Origin of the sequence: Dactylosporangium sp. CA-233914, from assembly GCF_050942935.1 — a bacterium.
Lineage (GTDB): Bacteria > Actinomycetota > Actinomycetes > Mycobacteriales > Micromonosporaceae > Dactylosporangium.
The window spans coordinates 2,150,378-2,163,846 of the sequence record NZ_CP192030.1 but is presented as its reverse complement, the minus strand read 5'-3'; the positions used below and the strand labels follow the sequence as shown (position 1 = coordinate 2,163,846).

Here is a 13,469-nt window from a genome sequence, read left to right as displayed (position 1 = left end):
GGCCGCGAGCTAGCGGAGCCTCGCGCGGGGTCAGGCGGCGAGTGGCTCTCGCGGAGTCAGGCGGCGAGCGGCTCGCCTCAGGCGCCCGCGAGGGGCTCGCGCGGGGTCAGCAGGCCGATGGTCTCGAAGTGCTGGGTCATCGGGAAGCTGTCGAACGCGCGCATTCCGGTGAGGGCGTAGCCGAGTTCGCCGAACGTGCGCACGTCGCGGGCGAACGCCGCCGGATCGCAGGCCACGTAGGCCACCGCCCGCGGCGCGCGGGCCGCGATCGCCGACACCACCGCGCGGCCCGCGCCCGAGCGGGGCGGGTCCAGAACCACGATGTCGACCCGGCGCCAGTGCGGATTGGCCAGGACCTGGGCCACGTCGCCGCGGGCGAACGTCACGTTGGCCAGGTCGCGCAGGGCCCGGCGACCCGACGCCACCGCGCGGGGGTCGGACTCGACCACCGTGACCGGGCCGCAGTGCGGGGCCAGAGCCGCGGCGAAGACGCCCGCGCCGCCGTACAGATCCCAGGCCCGCTCGGCCGGGGCGGGGGCCAGCATCCGCAGGACCGTGGTGGTGAAGGCCTCCACCGCGTGCGGGTGCACCTGCCAGAAGCCGCCGGCGTCCAGGACCCACTCGTGGCCGGCCGCCTGCTCGCGGATCTTGGGGATCGGGCCGGTCGGCGGGCCGGTGCGCGAGCCGCGGGTCAGCACCGCCGTCTCGCCCGTCGACGACGCGGCGGCCTCGATCACCGCGCCCGGGGGCCAGGACCGGTCCAGGATCGGCAAGGCCTGAATCGCCGGGTGCGCGATGCGGCAGCGGTCCACCGGGATCACGTCGGCGGAGCGATGGCGGTGGAAGCCCGCCTGCCCGGACTCGTCGACCGCGTACTGGACCCGGCTGCGCCAGGACAACGGGCCGCCCGGAAGCGGCTCAACCAGTACCGATAAATCCGAAAAATCGGAAATTCCACCCAAGCGGGTCAGCTGCTCGACCAGCACCCGCGACTTCAGCGAGCGCTGCGCCGGCCACGAGGCATGCTGCCAGTCGCAGCCGCCGCACGCGCCGGGGCCGGCGAACGGGCAGGGCGGGATGACCCGGTCCGGCGAGGGCAGCAGGATCTCCACCGCATCGGCGCGCAGGAAGCCCTTGCGCCGCTCGGTGATCCGCGCCAGCACCCGCTCCCCCGGCAGCGCGTGCCGCACGAACACCACCTGCCCGTCGTGCCGCGCCACGCACATCCCCCCGTGGGCGACGGAACCGACCTCGAGCTCGAGCAGGCCGGTCACGACTCGGGGGTGGCCGCCGAGCGGGGCCCGCGCTTCGGGCCGCGGCTCAGCGTCGCGTCCAGCCGGTCGATGTCCACGTCCCCGATCGAGCTCAGCTGCCACGGCACGCTGGTCACCATCACGCCCGGCTCGAACAGCAGCCGCCCCTTGAGCCGCAGCGCGCTCTGGTTGTGCAGCAGATGCTCCCACCACTTGCCCACCACGTACTCGGGAATGAACACGGTCACCACGTCGCGCGGGGAGTCGCGGCGCTTGCGGCGCACGAAGTCCAGGATCGGCCGGTTGATCTCACGATATGGGCTGTCGATGACGGTCAGCGGCACCGGAATCTCGCGCCTCTCCCAATCCTCCTGCAGCGCCCGCGTGTCGTGGTCGTCGACGTTGACGGTGAGCGCGGTCAGCGAGTCCGGGCGGGTGGCCTGGGCGTAGGCGACGGCGCGCAGCGTCGGGCGGTGAACCTTGGAGACGAGCACCACGGCGTGGTTGCGGGCCGGCAGGACGGGCCGGTCCTGCGCGGGCGTCAGCTCGCGGGCGACGGTGTCGTAGTGCTTCTTGATGCCGACCATCAGGAAGTAGATGACGATCATCGCGATGATGGCGATGTACGCGCCCAGCAGGAACTTGGTGATGAGCACGACGATCAGCACGGCGCCGGTGAGGGTCAGGCCGATCATGTTGATGGTCCGCGAGCGGATCATCCGGTTGCGGGCCTGCTTGTCGCGCACCGTGCGCAGCAGCCGGTTCCAGTGCCGGATCATGCCGGCCTGCGAGAGCGTGAAGGACACAAAAACGCCCACGATGTACAGCTGGATGAGCCGCGTCACCTCGCCGTTGAAGCCGATGATGAGCACCATCGCGGCGAGGGCCAGCAGGATGATGCCGTTGGAGAAGGCGAGCCGGTCGCCGCGCGTGTGCAGCTGGCGGGGCAGGTAGCGGTCCTGGGCCAGGATCGAGCCGAGCACCGGGAAGCCGTTGAACGCGGTGTTCGCGGCCAGGAACAGGATCAGGGCTGTGATGACCGCCACGACGTACAGCAGAACGGAGCCGGCCCCGAACACCGTCTGGCCGAGCTGGGTCGTGACCGTCTTCTGCACGTAGCCGGCCGGGCCGCTCTCGATCTGCCCGGGGTTCTCCACGAACTTCAGCCCCGTTTTGTTGGCCAGCATGATGATGCCGATCAGCATCGTGATGGACAGCGTGCCGAGCAGCAGCAGCGTCGTCGCGGCGTTCTTGCTCTTCGGCTCCTTGAACGCGGGCACGCCGTTGGAGATGGCCTCGACGCCGGTCAGCGCCGCGCAGCCGGAGGAGAACGTGCGCAGCAGCAGGAACGCCATGGCCAGGCCGGTCATGTTGGCGTGCTCGGCGTGGATGACGAGGTCGGCGCTGGGCGCCTTCAGGTCCTGACCGAGGACGAAGATCTTGAAGAAGCCGGTCACGACCATGCCGATCATCACGATCATGAAGCCGTACGTCGGGATCGCGAACGCCGCCCCGGACTCCCGGATGCCGCGCAGGTTCATGGCGGTGAGCAGGGCGATCGCGATGATGGAGATGGCGACCTTGTGCGTGGCGACCCACGGGACCACGGAGCCGAGGTTGGCCACGCCCGAGGCGGTGGAGACGGCCACGGTCAGCACGTAGTCGACCAGCAGGGCGCTCGCGACCGCCACGCCGAAGCGGGGGCCGAGGTTCACCGTCGCCACCTCGTAGTCGCCGCCGCCGGAGGGGTACGCGTGCACGTTCTGGCGGTAGCTCGCCACCACTGTGAGCATCACCACGGCGACGGCGAGGCCGATCCACGGGGAGATGGTCAGCGCCGACGCGCCGGCGATCGACAGGGTCAGCAGCACCTCGTCGGGCGCGTACGCGACCGAGGACAGCGCGTCCGAGGCGAACACCGGCAGCGCGATGCGCTTGGGCAACAGCGTGTGTTTGAGCCGGTCCGAACGGAACGGTCGGCCCAGGAGCAGCCGCTTCATCAGGGAGGTGGGACTGGCCACGACATCTAAGCGTACGGGCCGCCCCGCCTCCACTTGCACCGGTCCGCATCGCACATGACATCCTCGTGACGGAGTGCCGGAGGACACGGAGGCGGGGACGTGCACGTCGTGATCATGGGGTGCGGCCGCGTGGGATCCACGCTGGCGCAGAGTCTGGAGCAGCGCGGACACACGGTCGCGGTGGTCGACGTCGATGCGGACGCGTTCCGCCGGCTGGGCTCGGAGTTCCAGGGCACCACGGTGACCGGGGTCGGGTACGACCGCGAGGTGCTGGTACAGGCCGGCATCGAGCGGGCCGACGCCTTCGCCGCCGTCTCGTCGGGCGACAACTCGAACATCATCTCGGCCCGCGTGGCCCGGGAGACGTTCGGCGTGGGGCGGGTCGTGGCCCGCATCTACGACCCGAAGCGCGCGGAGGTCTACGAGCGCCTCGGCATACCGACCGTGGCGACAGTGCGCTGGACCGCCGACCGGATGATGCGCCACCTCGTGCCCGAGGGCAACGTGGAGATCTGGCGCGATCCGACCAGCACCGTGTCGATCGTCGAGGTGCCGATGCACCCGGACTGGATCGGGCACACGGTGGCCCAGCTGGAGCAGCGCAGCGGCGCCCGGCTGGCCTACCTGATGCGCTTCGGCGTGGCGATGCTGCCCACCGCGTCCACCGTGATCCAGGACGGGGACCTGGCGTTCATCCTGCTGACGGACGAGGTCGCCGCCGCTGTGACGAAGGTCATCGGCTCGGCGCCCGAAGGGGGACACTGACCATGCGCATCGCGATTGCCGGGGCCGGCAACGTGGGCCGCTCCATCGCCAAGGAGCTCGTCGACAACGGCCACGAGGTCATGCTCATCGAGCGGGTGCCGCGGATGGTCCGCCCGGAGCGGGTGCCCGCCGCCGAATGGATTCTCGCCGACGCCTGCGAGCTTTCCAGCCTGCAGGAGGCGGACCTGTCCTCCTGCGACGTGGTCGTCGCGGCCACCGGCGACGACAAGGTCAACCTGGTCGTGTCGCTGCTGGCCAAGACCGAGTTCGCGGTCCCGCGGGTGGTGGCCCGCGTCAACCGGGCCGAGAACGAGTGGCTGTTCAACGAGCAGTGGGGCGTCGACGTCTCCGTCAGCAAGCCGCGGCTGATGGCGGCGCTGGTCGAGGAGGCGGTCTCGGTCGGTGACCTGGTCCGGCTCATGACGTTCCGGCAGGCCGAGGCCAACCTCGTGGAGATCACGCTGCCGGAGAACGCGCCCTACGTCGGCCACCCCGTCCGCGACGTGCCGCTGCCGCACGACTCGGCGCTGGTGGCCGTGCTGCGCGGCCGCCGGGTGCTGGTCCCGACCCCCGACGACCCGCTGGAGGCCGGCGACGAGCTGGTCTTCGTGGTGACCGCGGAGATGGAGGAGTCCGTCCGGGCGGTGATCCTGGGCGAGGAGTCCCGCCCGCCGCGCGGGAAGGTGTTCTAAGCCGCCTCGGGTTCGGCCTCGGGTTCGGGCTCGTCGCGGAGGATCCGGCGGGCCCGCCAGACCGTGAGTGCGGCCAGCAGCGCATAGGGTGGCCAGCCCAGCGCCAGGCGCGCGATGCCGAGCAGGTCGTCGGAGTCGGCGCTGCTGTCACGGTAGAGCAGGATCTGCACGCCGAGCTTGAGCGCGTAGACGACGGCCCACAGCACCGTCAGCCACATGAAGGACCGGCGCAGGCGGGCGTTGTCGTACCAGCGCGTCGTGCCGCCGTCCAGGGTCACCGACCACAGCCAGCCGACGAGCGGGCGGCGGATGGCCACCGAGACGAGCATGCCGAGCACGTATCCGACGGTGAGCAGCATGCCGGGCAGGTACACGTCCTTGGCGTCGCCGCTCTTCCAGGCGATGTAGGCGCCCAGCGCGATGCCGAACACGCCGTTGAGTGCGTGGCGGACCGGCTCGCGGCGGGTGAGGCGGTAGACCGCCATCGACAGCGCCGCGCCGACGGCGATGATCAGCGACGTCTGCAGTGACCACCACTTGTAGTGATCGCCCAGGAAGTTGACCACGATGAACAGCGTGATCGGGATGCTGGACTCCACGAGCCCGCGCACCCCGCCGAGCTGCTGCGCCATCTGGACCGAGAACGGCGGGAGCGGCTCCTCCTCGTCGCGGTCCTTGGCGGCGGGCGTGGTCTCGCTACCTGGATTCGCTGGCTGCATCCGCCCTCATCGTGGTGTGTCGAGCTCGTAGTACGGGTTGTAGAGCACCTTACGACCATCCCGTACGGCGATGCGCCCCTTCGCCGTGATCGCTCGACCCGGCTCGATGCCGGCGATGTGGCGGCGCCCCAGCCACACCAGCGTGACGAGGTCGCTGCCGTCGAACAGTTCGGCCTCCAGGGTCGGCAGGTTGGTGCGCGGGGTGTACACCACCGTGCGCAGCCGGCCCTTGAGGCTCACCACCTGGCCGCGCTGACACGCCAGCGCCGGCATGCTGCCGCACTCCTTCGCGTCGCGCTGCAGCTCCTCCGCCTCGAGCTCGGAGTCGCTCGCGGTCAGCCGGCGAAGAAACTTTCGCAGGCCCCGTTCCTCGACCGCGTTCTCACTGTCCGTGGCCATGATGACGGTGCTCTTCCCTTCGGCCGCCATGACACCCTTGTTACGACGGTACGCGCTTTTTCGCTACTTGCGACGTGGCCTCGGTGACGGCTTTCGGCGCTCCGGGGAGGTACCATCCACGCCGTTCGGCCCGTCCTCGGCCTCTCCGGACTGGGCGCCGGCCTCGGCGACCTCCTTGGGCAGGTGCAGCGGCAGCGGCTCGCGCACCGGCATGGCCTCGTGGCCGCGGTCGACGACCAGGTTGTGCAGGCACTCCAGCAGCGGCTGGGCCGCCTGCGGGTCGATCGCCGCCGGACCCTGGAAGACCGCGCGGACCAGCCAGCGGGGGCCGTCGACGCCGACGAAGCGAATGTCGGTCAGGCCCTCCGGCGTGCGGACCCGGGCGCGCAGTTCGGCGCCGTAGTCACCGGAGACCTCCTCGGCCGCGACGCCGTCGTTGAACAGCTGCTTGCGGATCTCGCCGCGCACCTCGCCCCAGATGCCCTCACTGCGCGGCGCGGCGAACACGCCCAGCTGCAGCGCGCTGTCTGCGAACACGAGCACGATCTGCTGGATCCGCCCGTCGTTGTCGGCCTGGACCCGCACCTCGACCCCGTCGACCGCGGGCACCTTGAGGGCGCCGAGGTCGAGCTGGGCGATGCCGGCGGGGGCCTCGGAGATGTCGTAGGGGCCCTCGGGGCGGGCCGACTTGCCCGCGCGCGGCTCGTCGTCCTCCTCGACCGCGTCGAGGTCGTCGTCGAACTCCTCGTCGAGGTCCCGGTCGAAGGTCTCCCGGGCGCGCGGGTCCGACTTGGCGTGCCGCCCGCTCCCGCCGCGGTTGCGCGAGAAGATCACTGCTCTGCCTCCAAGTTCGCTGCCGGCACGAGTCCGGCATGCCCGCCGGTCGACCCGTGGCCACCGGCCCCGCGCACAGTATCGGGAAGGTCGTCGACGACGTGGAAGTGTGCCCGCTCCACGCGCTGGATCACAAGCTGGGCAATTCGGTCACCACGGGATATCTTCGCCGATATCACTCGATCGTGATTGATGAGGTTCACCAGGATTTCGCCCCGATACCCCGCGTCGAGCGTGCCCGGGGCGTTGAGGACGGTCACCCCCATCCGCGCGGCCAGGCCGGAGCGCGGGTGCACGAGGCCGACGTACCCCTCGGGCAGCGCGATCGCGATCCCGGTGCGCACCAGCGCCCGCTCACCCGGGCCCAGCTCGACGTCCTGCGCCGCGTGCAGATCGGCGCCGGCGTCGCCCGGGTGCGCGTAGGCGGGCAGGGGCAGTCCCGGATCCAGCTGCCGCACGAGCACGTCCATCCCATTACCTCCGTTCTGCCGCCTATCCTGCCCGGTCACTCCGGGGCCCGAACACGTACCCTCGCCTACGTGGCCCCGAACAACCCGTACCGCGAGCGGCTCAGCCTGTCGTGGTGGCTGTGGCTGCCCGCCGTCGCCGTCGCCGCGGCGCTGGCCGCCGAGGTGAAGCTGGGCGCCCCGGGCGCGGCGACGTGGATCGCCTACCTGGTGCTGCTGCCCCTGACCCTGGTCGGCCTGTGGTGGCTGGGCCGCATCCGCATCGAGGTGTCCAACGGGGAGTTCCGGGTCGACGACGCGCGCATCCCGCTGCGGTACGTCGGTGAGGTGACCCCGCTCGCCGCCGCGGACAAGCACGACCTGCTCGGCCCGTACTCGGACCCCGAGGCGTTCGTCGTGCAGCGCCCGTGGATCGGGCCGGCCGTGCGCGTGGAGGTTCGCGACGAGGCCGACCCCACGCCGTACTGGCTGATCAGCACCCGGCGCCCCGAGGCGCTCGCGGACGCGATCCGCCAGGCGGCTCAGGCCTCGATGGCCGGCTGAGCCTGGCTCCTGAGGTCCTTGCGGATCTCCTCGCCGAGGGCGAGCGTGGCGCGGCGGTTGAGAAAGCCGCCGACGGCCGCGCCGGTCAGGAACGGCCCCATGGTGGACAGGTTGCGCCCGAACCGCCTCAGCAGCCGATCGCGCAGCTCCTTGCGCAGCGCGGTGCCCATCGCGGCCGCGACGCTGCCGCCGACCCGCAGCGGGTTGACCCCCCGCCGCTCGGCCCAGGCCTGGATGAGCGCGAGCGCCCGCTGGGTGCCCGAGCCGGTGACCGGGTGGCCGTAGACCGCGTGCAGCTCCCCGATCAGCTTCATCTCGACCGCCACGACCGCGACGGTCTCGGCGGCCAGCAGCACCGGGGCGGAGAGCAGGGTCGGCGTGGCGACCCACTCGATCGCCGCGACGCCTCCGCCGGCCGCGCCGATGCCGGCGGTGACCCGCGCGGCGTTGCGCACCAGCCGCTCGGCCAGCGCGTCGCCCTCCAGCCCGGGGTAGTGCACGCGCAGCGTCGCCAGGTCGCGCACCGGGATGTGCGGCGCGACCCTGGTCACCGAGTCGGTGATCCAGCCGATCGCCTTCTTCGGCCGGAAGACGTCCTTGACCCCGCGCTCGCCGATCTCGAGGCGCACGAGTCGCCCCAGCAGGCGGCGCCGCTCCTCGACGGGAACGTCGTCGCCGGTGAGCGCCACCACGGCCTGGGAGAGCGCCGCGTCGTCCGCCGGGGCGGCCGGCTGAGCGGCGGCGGCCTGCCCTTCCGGCTGGACGGGCGCGTTCTCGGCCGCCTCGTCGGCGGGCACCGGCTCGACCATCGTGAACCTCCGGGGGTACGGCAAATCGGTCGCCGATTCAAACTGAAGCACGCCGGCGCCAGTTCCGCGTGATCAAATCGCTACCGTACGGAACAGTCGTGCACGTGACGGCGGTCACGCACACTCGCGGCAGATCAGCTCCCCGTTGCGCTCGACGGCCAGCTGGCTGCGGTGGTGCACCAGGAAGCAGCGCGAGCAGCGGAACTCGTCGGCCTGCATCGGCAGGACCTTCACCGTCATGTCCTCGTCGGCGAGGTCGGCGCCCGGCAGCTCGAAGTTCTCGCCGACGTCGGAGTCGTCCACGTCGACGGTCGCGGACTGCGCATCGGTGCGGCGGGACTTCAGCTCCTCGAGGCTGTCCTCCCCGAGGTCGACCTCGTCGCGACGTGGCGCGTCGTAGTCGGTGGCCATCGGTGTTCACACTCCCAATTTCAATGTCGCCGGGTTCGCAGGGGCGCCCGAAGCAACGTCGTCTTCAACGTCCAGGGCGGCGTACCTTACCGCCCTCGGACGTTTGTTGTACGCCCGCACACGGAAACTTGTTCCCACTGTGACCGAGGCGACACCACAATCGTGGCCGGCTTGTCCCGAGACGCGCTGACGATACCCCCCGCCCGCCGGTTCCCGCGGGGAGTCGTCCGGGGCAGCGAGGAGGAACTTTGTGGTATGTCCGGTGGCGACTTCAGCAAGTCCCGGGCCCAGGCGCTAACCTCTCCGGCAGCCAGAGCGTCTTCTCTGGTGACAGAGCAACGTACGAGGCGGGACGCGGGGAGCGGGCCATGAGTTTTGCGCGGGTGAGAGCGCTCGCGGTGATCGGCATCCTCATCGTCGCCGCGGCCGTGTTCGTGATCGTCGCCGTGGTCAAGGACCACCAGGGCGGCTCCGCCGGCGATTCCAAGAAGTGCGCCGAGGGCGCGGTGATGGCCAACGCCAAGCTGCCGACGCAGGAGGAGGTCAAGGTCACGGTCTTCAACGCGACCAACCGCGCCGGCGCCGCCTCCGACGTGGCCAACGACTTCCTCAGCCGCCGGTTCAAGGAGGCGAAGGTGGTCACCGCCGCGCCCAACCCGCCGGTGAACAAGGCGCAGGACGTGGTCGCGGTGATCCGCTACGGGCCTCAGACGGTCGGGGCGGAGTGGCTGGTGCGCGCGTACTTCCTGGACCAGGCCCGGTCGGAGTTCGACAAGGCCCGCCAGGACGACAAGGTCGAGATCATCCTGGGCGGCCGGTTCAAGCAGCTGCCGACGACCACGGAGGTCAACCAGGCGATCGCGGCGCTGGGCAACCCGGAGCTGCCGGAGGGCACCTGCGCCAAGGAGGACAGCTGAATCTTCAGCAGCACCGCATGGGCGTCCCCGGTCTACGGCCCTCCGGCCGCATCGAGCCGGCTGAGGCGCGCGTGGAGCTGTTCGTGGAGTCCGGGCGGCGCGGCGATGAGCATCGCCGGCCCCGGCTGCGCGCCGTCCAGGCCGGTCACCAGAGCGCCGGCCTCGGCGGCGATGAGCCCGCCGGCGGCGCGGTCCCAGTCGTTGAGGCCCTTCTCGTAGTATGCGTCCAGGCTGCCCTCCGCCACGAGGCACAGGTCGATCGAGGCGGCGCCGAAGCGGCGGATGTCGCGTACGTGCCCGATCAGCCCGGCGAGCACCCGCGCCTGGTGCAGCCGGCGCTCGGCGGCGTATCCGAAGCCGGTCCCGACCAGCGCCTGGCCGAGGTCGGTCTCGCCGGAGGCGACCAGGCGCCGCTCGCCGCAGAAGGCGCCCCCGCCCCGGGTCGCGGTCCACTCCCGGCCGGTGGCGGCGTTGCGCACCACCCCGGCGACGACCACGCCGTCGACCTCGGCGGCCAGCGAGACCGCGTACTGCGGCAGGTCGTAGAGGTAGTTCACGGTCCCGTCGATCGGGTCGACGATCCAGCGCACGGTGGTCCGGTCCTGGCCGCCGCCGTACTCCTCCCCCAGCACCGCGTCGCCCGGGCGGGCCGCCCGCAGCCTGTCCCGTACATGTTGCTCCACCGCGCGGTCGGCGGCGGTGACCACATCGGTCGCGGTCGACTTGGTCGCGACGGGGTCCACGCCCTCGGCGCGCATCCGGTTGGCCAGGTCACTCGCGGAGCGGGCGACGTCCACGGCAAGGGCCAGAAGTTGTGCCGGTCGGTCCATGGTCACCATCCTTACAAAGCCGCCTCCGGTCCCCCGCAGCCCATCCGTTCGGTCACAAGACGCGCGTCCAGCCCCCTCAAGAGGGGATGTTGGGGCAAGAGAGCGTTACAATTCACGCGCTGCCCGCTGTCGTTCGTGAATCCGCCCGGAGCCACGACGAACTCGGGCGCCACCACCACAAGCAACCCGGCCACTCAGCACGGCCGCGCCGTGCGCGAACCCGGCCGCATCGGCCGTCGCTCGCTCATCGCACCGGAAGGTCGTTCGTGACTGCAGCTCACCAGCCCAGCGTTGACGTACGTTCCCTCGCCGACACGCTGATCGCGCGTGCGGCCGCCAATGGCGGTCACTTGACGTCGGCGGAGGTCGCGCAGGCGGTCGACACCGCAGAGGTAACCCCGGCGCACGCCAAGAAGCTGCTGAGGAGCCTGGCCGAGGCGGGCGTCACCGTCGTGGTCGACGACTCCGCGCACAGCCGGCGCCGGGTCGCCGCGGCCCGGTCCGCCACTCCCGCGTCCAAGGCGGCCACCGCCAAGGCCGCGCCGGCCCATAAGGCACCCGCTGCCAAGCCGCTCACAGCCGTCGAGTCCCGTGCACCGGAGCCGGCGGCGGCGAAGAAGGTCCCCGTGAAGAAGGCCGCGCCATCCGCGCCCACCGCATCCGCTGCGGCTGCCGCCGCGCCCGCCGCCGCCGCTTCGGCCGCGGCACCGGCGAAGAAGGCCGCGCCCGCCAAGAAGGCGGCGAAGAAGGCCGCGCCGGCCAAGGCCGCCCCGGTCGCCACCAAGAAGGCGTCGCCCGGCGAGGCCGCCGAGCCGGCCGCGCCGACCGGCACCCCCGGCGAGGAGCCCGACCTCGAGGAGCTCGACGACGCCGCCCTGGCCGCCGAGATCGAGGACGTGATCGTCGACGAGCCGGTCGAGGCGACCAAGGCCGCCGAGGCCGACGCGGAGGCCACGGCCACCGACGACGACTTCGCGTGGGACGACGACGAGTCCGAGGCCCTCAAGCAGGCCCGGCGCGACGCCGAGCTCACCGCCTCGGCCGACTCGGTCCGCGCCTACCTCAAGCAGATCGGCAAGGTCCCGCTGCTCAACGCCGAGCAGGAGGTCGAGCTGGCCAAGCGCATCGAGGCCGGGCTGTATGCGGCCGAGCGCCTGCGCGCGGCCGAGGACGCCGGCGAGCCGATGCAGATGCCGGCCAGCCGCGACTTCATGTGGATCTCGCGCGACGGCGAGCGGGCCAAGAACCACCTGCTCGAGGCCAACCTGCGCCTGGTCGTCTCGCTCGCGAAGCGCTACACAGGTCGCGGCATGGCGTTCCTGGACCTCATCCAGGAGGGCAACCTCGGCCTCATCCGCGCCGTCGAGAAGTTCGACTACACCAAGGGCTACAAGTTCTCGACGTACGCCACCTGGTGGATCCGCCAGGCCATCACCCGCGCCATGGCCGACCAGGCCCGCACCATCCGCATCCCGGTGCACATGGTCGAGGTCATCAACAAGCTCGGCCGCATCCAGCGCGAGCTGCTCCAGGACCTGGGCCGCGAGCCCACCCCGGAGGAGCTGGCCAAGGAGATGGACATCACGCCGGAGAAGGTGCTGGAGATCCAGCAGTATGCGCGCGAGCCCATCTCCCTCGACCAGACCATCGGCGACGAGGGCGACAGCCAGCTGGGCGACTTCATCGAGGACTCCGAGGCGGTCGTCGCCGTCGACGCGGTCTCGTTCTCGCTGCTGCAGGACCAGCTCCAGCAGGTGCTGCAGACCCTGTCGGAGCGGGAGGCGGGTGTGGTCCGGCTGCGCTTCGGCCTCACCGACGGCCAGCCGCGCACCCTGGACGAGATCGGCCAGGTCTACGGCGTGACCCGCGAGCGCATCCGCCAGATCGAGTCGAAGACGATGTCGAAACTGCGCCACCCGTCGCGTTCTCAGGTCCTGCGCGACTACTTGGACTGAACGATCGTTTTTCGCTCTGCGCGAACCCGGGCCGCCCCATTTGGGGTGGCCCGGGTGTGTTTCCGGTCACCGAGGGCATTACACAGGCGTGGGCGCCACGCCAAGCCACTTGTGATCGCAAGCAAGGCGCGATAGGAAGCACGTAGCGGGTGTTCGGTCCGGCCCAGGAGCGGCCCCCGCGGGCACGACGGAAATGTGACATCGGTCCCGCGCACGAAGCGGGAACGATGTCGGGCAACACGGTGTTGAACCATCTGTGAACGACGCAAGGAAGCGTTCGTCGGTGACGATCAGAGGAGGAAGGCGATGACCCCGACCCTCACGCCGCCGCCGGAGACGGCGGCGCCCCCCGCCGCCGAGGAACGGTGCGACCGCTGCAACGCGGCAGGGAAACTCAGAGTGAGGCTCGCCGAAGGCGGCGACCTGATCTTCTGTGGACATCACGCCAACAAGTACGCCGACCAGCTGGTCAAGATCGCTGTCGAGTACGCCGTGGCCCCGGACTTCGCGTGGCGCGGCTCCGAACTTTCGGCCGGCTGAGACCAATACGCACGACCGCAGGGCGCCCCCCCGGGGTGCCCTGCGGTCTTTTCCGCCCCGGTAACGGCCGGCATCATCCGATCCCCCGGCCACCCGACCCCCAAGCCCCGCCACGAAACCCTCCAGCGTGCACGGCCTTGGCACCGCGCCCTTGGCCCCCTGGGCGCCGCACAACCGGGCCCTCACAGCCGCCCAGCACCGCGCCCCTCTGGCCCCTGAGCGCACAACCGGTCCCTCACAGCCGCCCGGCACCGCGGCCCCCGAGCCCCTAGCCCCTGAGCGCACAACCGGGCGCTCACGCCGCCCGGCACCGC

General features: G+C 71.2%; 14 protein-coding genes and 1 pseudogene. 6 read left to right on the top strand and 9 right to left on the bottom strand.

From position 1 onward, the window contains the following. Positions 1-70 precede the first annotated feature (70 nt). Positions 71-1,274, bottom strand: a pseudogene (locus ACQPY0_RS09895) (class I SAM-dependent RNA methyltransferase); the annotation flags it as partial. Beyond that, entirely contained in the window at positions 1,271-3,274 is a 2,004-nt protein-coding gene (locus tag ACQPY0_RS09890) for an APC family permease (RefSeq protein ID WP_432987113.1), read from the bottom strand. The gene ACQPY0_RS09890 and the pseudogene ACQPY0_RS09895, both read right to left, overlap by 4 nt. Positions 3,275-3,373: 99 nt before the next feature. Between ACQPY0_RS09890 and ACQPY0_RS09885 the strand changes: the two genes are divergently transcribed. Both ACQPY0_RS09885 and ACQPY0_RS09880 read left to right on the top strand, forming a co-directional pair. Then, entirely contained in the window at positions 3,374-4,039 is a 666-nt protein-coding gene (locus ACQPY0_RS09885) for a potassium channel family protein (RefSeq protein ID WP_432987111.1), read from the top strand. Continuing rightward, positions 4,036-4,731: a potassium channel family protein gene (locus ACQPY0_RS09880; RefSeq protein ID WP_432995140.1), complete on the top strand. Its 696-nt coding sequence runs from the start codon at positions 4,036-4,038 to the stop codon at positions 4,729-4,731. The genes ACQPY0_RS09885 and ACQPY0_RS09880 overlap by 4 nt, the downstream gene beginning before the upstream one ends. Here the strand turns inward: ACQPY0_RS09880 and ACQPY0_RS09875 are convergent. The 4 genes from ACQPY0_RS09875 to dut all read right to left on the bottom strand — a co-directional run bounded on the left by ACQPY0_RS09875 (position 4,728) and on the right by dut (position 7,153). Continuing rightward, positions 4,728-5,450 carry a DUF3159 domain-containing protein gene (locus tag ACQPY0_RS09875; RefSeq protein WP_432987109.1) on the bottom strand — a complete coding sequence of 241 codons (723 nt, stop codon included), beginning with the start codon at positions 5,448-5,450 and terminating at the stop codon, positions 4,728-4,730. The two genes, ACQPY0_RS09880 and ACQPY0_RS09875, sit on opposite strands and share 4 nt — an antisense overlap. Positions 5,451-5,456: 6 nt before the next feature. After that, entirely contained in the window at positions 5,457-5,849 is a 393-nt protein-coding gene (locus ACQPY0_RS09870; protein WP_432995138.1) for an OB-fold nucleic acid binding domain-containing protein, read from the bottom strand. 63 nt (positions 5,850-5,912) lie between these two features. After that, positions 5,913-6,683 carry a DUF3710 domain-containing protein gene (locus ACQPY0_RS09865; RefSeq protein ID WP_432987108.1) on the bottom strand — a complete coding sequence of 257 codons (771 nt, stop codon included), beginning with the start codon at positions 6,681-6,683 and terminating at the stop codon, positions 5,913-5,915. Then, complete coding sequence (gene dut, locus ACQPY0_RS09860) at positions 6,680-7,153, bottom strand: dUTP diphosphatase (RefSeq protein WP_432987106.1); 474 nt, start codon at positions 7,151-7,153, stop codon at positions 6,680-6,682. Before dut ends, ACQPY0_RS09865 begins: the two co-directional genes overlap by 4 nt. 69 nt (positions 7,154-7,222) lie before the next feature. Between dut and ACQPY0_RS09855 the strand changes: the two genes are divergently transcribed. Continuing rightward, positions 7,223-7,693 carry a DUF3093 domain-containing protein gene (locus ACQPY0_RS09855; RefSeq protein WP_432987104.1) on the top strand — a complete coding sequence of 157 codons (471 nt, stop codon included), beginning with the start codon at positions 7,223-7,225 and terminating at the stop codon, positions 7,691-7,693. Here ACQPY0_RS09855 and ACQPY0_RS09850 read toward each other — a convergent pair. Together ACQPY0_RS09850 and ACQPY0_RS09845 are read right to left on the bottom strand one after the other, a co-directional pair. Then, positions 7,672-8,502: a hypothetical protein gene (locus ACQPY0_RS09850; protein WP_432987102.1), complete on the bottom strand. Its 831-nt coding sequence runs from the start codon at positions 8,500-8,502 to the stop codon at positions 7,672-7,674. The two genes, ACQPY0_RS09855 and ACQPY0_RS09850, sit on opposite strands and share 22 nt — an antisense overlap. 114 nt (positions 8,503-8,616) lie before the next feature. Further along, a complete protein-coding gene (locus tag ACQPY0_RS09845) occupies positions 8,617-8,913 on the bottom strand; it encodes a DUF4193 domain-containing protein (RefSeq protein ID WP_432987101.1) in 297 nt (98 codons plus the stop codon). Positions 8,914-9,281: 368 nt separating this feature from the next. Here ACQPY0_RS09845 and ACQPY0_RS09840 point away from each other — a divergent pair, with 368 nt between their 5' ends. Further along, the gene (locus tag ACQPY0_RS09840; protein WP_432987099.1) at positions 9,282-9,830 is read left to right on the top strand and encodes a LytR C-terminal domain-containing protein; all 549 of its coding nucleotides are present in this window, start codon (positions 9,282-9,284) and stop codon (positions 9,828-9,830) included. A gap of 32 nt (positions 9,831-9,862) precedes the next feature. On the opposite strand, the gene ACQPY0_RS09835 is transcribed toward ACQPY0_RS09840, so the two are convergent. Beyond that, positions 9,863-10,660 (bottom strand): inositol monophosphatase family protein, encoded by a 798-nt coding sequence (locus ACQPY0_RS09835; protein ID WP_432987097.1) that lies wholly within the window; start codon positions 10,658-10,660, stop codon positions 9,863-9,865. Between the two features lie 266 nt (positions 10,661-10,926). On the opposite strand from ACQPY0_RS09835, the gene ACQPY0_RS09830 reads away from it, so the two are divergent. Both ACQPY0_RS09830 and ACQPY0_RS09825 read left to right on the top strand, forming a co-directional pair. Beyond that, the gene (locus tag ACQPY0_RS09830) at positions 10,927-12,615 is read left to right on the top strand and encodes an RNA polymerase sigma factor (protein WP_432987095.1); all 1,689 of its coding nucleotides are present in this window, start codon (positions 10,927-10,929) and stop codon (positions 12,613-12,615) included. A 306-nt stretch (positions 12,616-12,921) separates the two neighbouring features. Then, positions 12,922-13,155, top strand: a complete 234-nt coding sequence (locus ACQPY0_RS09825) for a DUF7455 domain-containing protein (RefSeq protein ID WP_432987093.1) — start codon at positions 12,922-12,924, stop codon at positions 13,153-13,155. Positions 13,156-13,469: the final 314 nt, after the last annotated feature.

What these genes read in the sequence shown, in the direction of transcription:
- ACQPY0_RS09875 (WP_432987109.1), bottom strand. Translation starts at nt 5,450, where the DNA reads ATGCAGCCAGCGAATCCAGGTAGCGAGACCACGCCCGCCGCCAAGGAC.
- ACQPY0_RS09870 (WP_432995138.1), bottom strand. Translation starts at nt 5,849, where the DNA reads ATGGCCACGGACAGTGAGAACGCGGTCGAGGAACGGGGCCTGCGAAAG.
- dut (WP_432987106.1), bottom strand. Translation starts at nt 7,153, where the DNA reads ATGGACGTGCTCGTGCGGCAGCTGGATCCGGGACTGCCCCTGCCCGCC.
- ACQPY0_RS09850 (WP_432987102.1), bottom strand. Translation starts at nt 8,502, where the DNA reads ATGGTCGAGCCGGTGCCCGCCGACGAGGCGGCCGAGAACGCGCCCGTC.
- ACQPY0_RS09845 (WP_432987101.1), bottom strand. Translation starts at nt 8,913, where the DNA reads ATGGCCACCGACTACGACGCGCCACGTCGCGACGAGGTCGACCTCGGG.
- ACQPY0_RS09840 (WP_432987099.1), top strand. Translation starts at nt 9,282, where the DNA reads ATGAGTTTTGCGCGGGTGAGAGCGCTCGCGGTGATCGGCATCCTCATC.
- ACQPY0_RS09835 (WP_432987097.1), bottom strand. Translation starts at nt 10,660, where the DNA reads ATGGACCGACCGGCACAACTTCTGGCCCTTGCCGTGGACGTCGCCCGC.
- ACQPY0_RS09825 (WP_432987093.1), top strand. Translation starts at nt 12,922, where the DNA reads ATGACCCCGACCCTCACGCCGCCGCCGGAGACGGCGGCGCCCCCCGCC.